The organism is Nocardioides sp. P5_C9_2 (assembly GCF_054049555.1).
Genome location: NZ_JBFUMD010000466.1, coordinates 1 through 3060 on the forward strand (window position 1 = coordinate 1; position 3060 = coordinate 3060).

A 3060-nucleotide genomic window follows, 5' to 3' on the forward strand; every position below is an offset into this window, starting at 1 on the left:
ACCATCACCGGCACGCGGCTGATGTCGGGCTCGGAGGCGATGAGCTTGAGGAAGCGGTCCATGGCCGCGACCCCGTCGATCATCCCCTCGTCCATGTTGACGTCGATGACCTGCGCGCCGTTCTCGACCTGCTGCGCTGCCACCGACAGGGCGGTGTCGTAGTCGCCGTCCTTGATCAGCGTGCGGAAGCGCGCGGAGCCGGTGATGTTGGTGCGCTCGCCGACGTTGACGAACAGGCTGTCCTCGGTGATCGCGAACGGCTCCAGCCCGGACAGGCGCATGGCCGGGGCAACCTGCACGGGCACGCGCGGGGCCTTGTCGGCCACAGCCTCCGCGATGGCGCGGATGTGGGCCGGGGTGGTGCCGCAGCAGCCCCCGACGAGGTTGACCAGGCCGCTCTCCGCGAACTCGGACACGACGGCCGCGGTCTCCTCGGCCGCCTCGTCGTACTCACCGAAGGCGTTGGGCAGTCCGGCATTGGGGTACGCCGAGACGAAGACGTCGGCGAGCCGGGACAGCTCGGCGACGTACGGGCGCATCTCGCTGGCGCCGARGGCGCAGTTGAGGCCGACCAGCAGCGGCCGGGCGTGGCGCACCGAGTTCCAGAACGCCTCGGTGGTCTGACCCGACAGGGTGCGGCCCGACGCGTCGGTGATGGTGCCGCTGATGACGACCGGCCAGCGGCGGCCGAGGTCGGTGAAGACCTGGTCGATCGCGGAGATGGCGGCCTTCGCGTTGAGGGTGTCGAAGATCGTCTCGACGACGAGGAGGTCCGCGCCACCGTCGAGCAGCCCGCGGGTCGCCTCGGAGTACGCCGCGACCAGCTGGTCGTAGGTCACGTTGCGGGCGCTGGGGTCGTTGACGTCGGGCGAGATGGAGGCGGTGCGCGTCGTCGGCCCGAGCGCGCCCGCGACGTACCGGGGCCGTTCGGGGGTCCTGGCGCCGACCTCGTCGCAGACCCGACGGGCCAGCAGCGCGGCCTCGAGGTTGAGCTCGTAGGCCAGCGAGGCCATGCCGTAGTCGGACAGCGAGATCGCGTTGGCGTTGAACGTGTTGGTCTCGATGATGTCCGCGCCGGCCTCGAGGTACTCGCGGTGGATGTCCTCGATGATGTGCGGCTGGGTGAGGGTCAGCAGGTCGTTGTTGCCGACCAGGTCGCTCTCCCAGTCGGCGAAGCGCTCGCCCCGGTAGCCGGCCTCGTCGGGCCGGTCGCGCTGGATCGCCGTGCCCATGGCGCCGTCGATGACGAGGATCCGCTCGCGCATGGCGGCGGCGAGCTCCTCGGTGGCATCGGGACGGTGCTGGATCGCGGGATCGGGACTCACGGGCCTCTCGGCTCCTCTCGGCTGGACTGCCAGCCTAGGTTCGGCGGTCCACGGGGTGGACACGCTTCCCAGATCGTGACATCGCCCCGCGGCCCCACCGAAATCCCGGGCATCCGGACCAGGCGTCGGGAACCCGCGCAGGGAGCGATCGTCGCCGGGACGGGGGCGGCGACGCTCGACCCGCCGGGGCGGGCACCGCGCGGCGCAGGTCACCACCCGCACGCCCCTCGCGGACTACGCTGGAACGGTGATCGAGTTCGACGATGTCCAGGACCTGGTGTCCCCCGTGGTGATCGCGGCCTTCGAGGGCTGGAACGACGCCGCCGACTCGGCGTCGGCGGTCGTCGACCACCTCATGGCGGTGTGGGACGCCACGGTCATCGGGGCCATCGATCCCGAGGAGTTCTACGACTTCCAGGTCAACYGGCCGATGGTCGGGACCGACGACCACGGCCACCGGCGGCTGACCTGGCCCACCACCCGGATCGCGATCGCCTCTCCCCCGGGGCTGCACCGCGACGTGATCCTGGTCCGCGGGATCGAGCCCAACATGCGCTGGCGCCAGTTCTGCGCCGAGCTGCTGGCCGCGTGCGACGACCTCGGTGGTGAGCTCGTCGTGACCTTGGGAGCCCTGCTGGCCGACGCCCCCCACACGCGGCCCATCCCGGTCACCGGCACCGCCACCGAGCCCGACCTGGTGGACCGGCTCACGCTGGAGCAGTCGACGTACGAGGGCCCCACCGGGATCGTGGGCGTCTTCCAGGACGCCTGCGTCCAGCTCGACATCCCGTCGGCCTCGTTCTGGGCCGCGGTGCCGCACTACGTCGCGCAGCCGCCCTGCCCCAAGGCGACTCTCGCCCTCATCGGTGCGCTCGAGGAGCTGCTCGAGTGCAGCATCCCGCTCGGCGACCTGCCCGAGGACGCCAAGGCGTGGGAGCGGGGGGTCGACGAGCTCGCCGAGGAGGACGAGGACGTGGCGGACTACATCCGGGCGCTCGAGGAGACCCGCGACACCGCCGACCTCCCCGAGGCCACCGGCGAGGCGATCGCCCGGGAGTTCGAGCGCTACCTCAAGCGTCGCGACCAGGACTGAGTCGTCTCCTCCGCGCCCACCGCCGAGCGCCGAGCGTCGCGCGTCGCGCGCCGTCCGTCGAGCGGTGGCTCAGCCACATTCCCGAGTGGACAATCGTGGCTGGTTCACCCCTGGCCCGTGTGTCGTCGATCGACACGCGCGCGGGGGGTGACAGAGCCACATCTGGCGTGCCGCGAAGGTGGCTGGCTCACCGCGCAGCCGGGACCCAGGACTGATCAGGGCACGAGACCCAGGGCCGCGTCGAGGACCGGCAGCAGGGTGGCGGCCGCGTCCCGGTCGCTGGTGTCGGCGAGCCCGTGGTCGCCGAGGGTCGAGGCGACCCAGCCGTCGACGGCCGCGAGGGCCGTCGGCGCGTCCAGGTCGTCGGCGAGCGCGGCGAGCACGGCCTCGACCACCGGGGCCGCCGGCGCCCCGGCACCGAGGGAGAACGCCTTGCGCCACGAGTCGAGGGTGTCCACGGCGTCCCAGAGCTGGCTGTCGGTCCACTCCCAGTCGCTGCGGTAGTGGTGTCGCAGCAGCACCAGCCGGATCGCCATCGGGTCGACGTCGCTGTTGCGGAGCGCCGAGACGAAGACGAGGTTGCCCTTGGACTTCGACATCTTCTCGCCGTCGTACGCCACCATCCCGGCGTGCGCGTAGGCC

At 71.8% G+C, this 3060-nt stretch carries 2 protein-coding genes and 1 pseudogene; 1 reads left to right on the top strand and 2 read right to left on the bottom strand.

All coding sequences use genetic code 11. The features are described 5' to 3' along the window. Positions 1 to 1325, bottom strand: a 1325-nt coding sequence (locus ACXJKL_RS18215) for a homocysteine S-methyltransferase family protein (RefSeq protein ID WP_457208414.1), incomplete at its 3' end; no start/stop codon positions are given. 247 nt (positions 1326 to 1572) lie between these two features. Between ACXJKL_RS18215 and ACXJKL_RS18220 the strand changes: the two genes are divergently transcribed. Further along, the gene (locus ACXJKL_RS18220) at positions 1573 to 2418 is read left to right on the top strand and encodes a PAC2 family protein (RefSeq protein WP_457208415.1); all 846 of its coding nucleotides are present in this window, start codon (positions 1573 to 1575) and stop codon (positions 2416 to 2418) included. A 215-nt stretch (positions 2419 to 2633) separates the two neighbouring features. On the opposite strand, the pseudogene ACXJKL_RS18225 reads toward ACXJKL_RS18220, so the two are convergent. Beyond that, positions 2634 to 3060 (bottom strand): annotated as a pseudogene (locus ACXJKL_RS18225) (cysteine--1-D-myo-inosityl 2-amino-2-deoxy-alpha-D-glucopyranoside ligase); the annotation flags it as partial.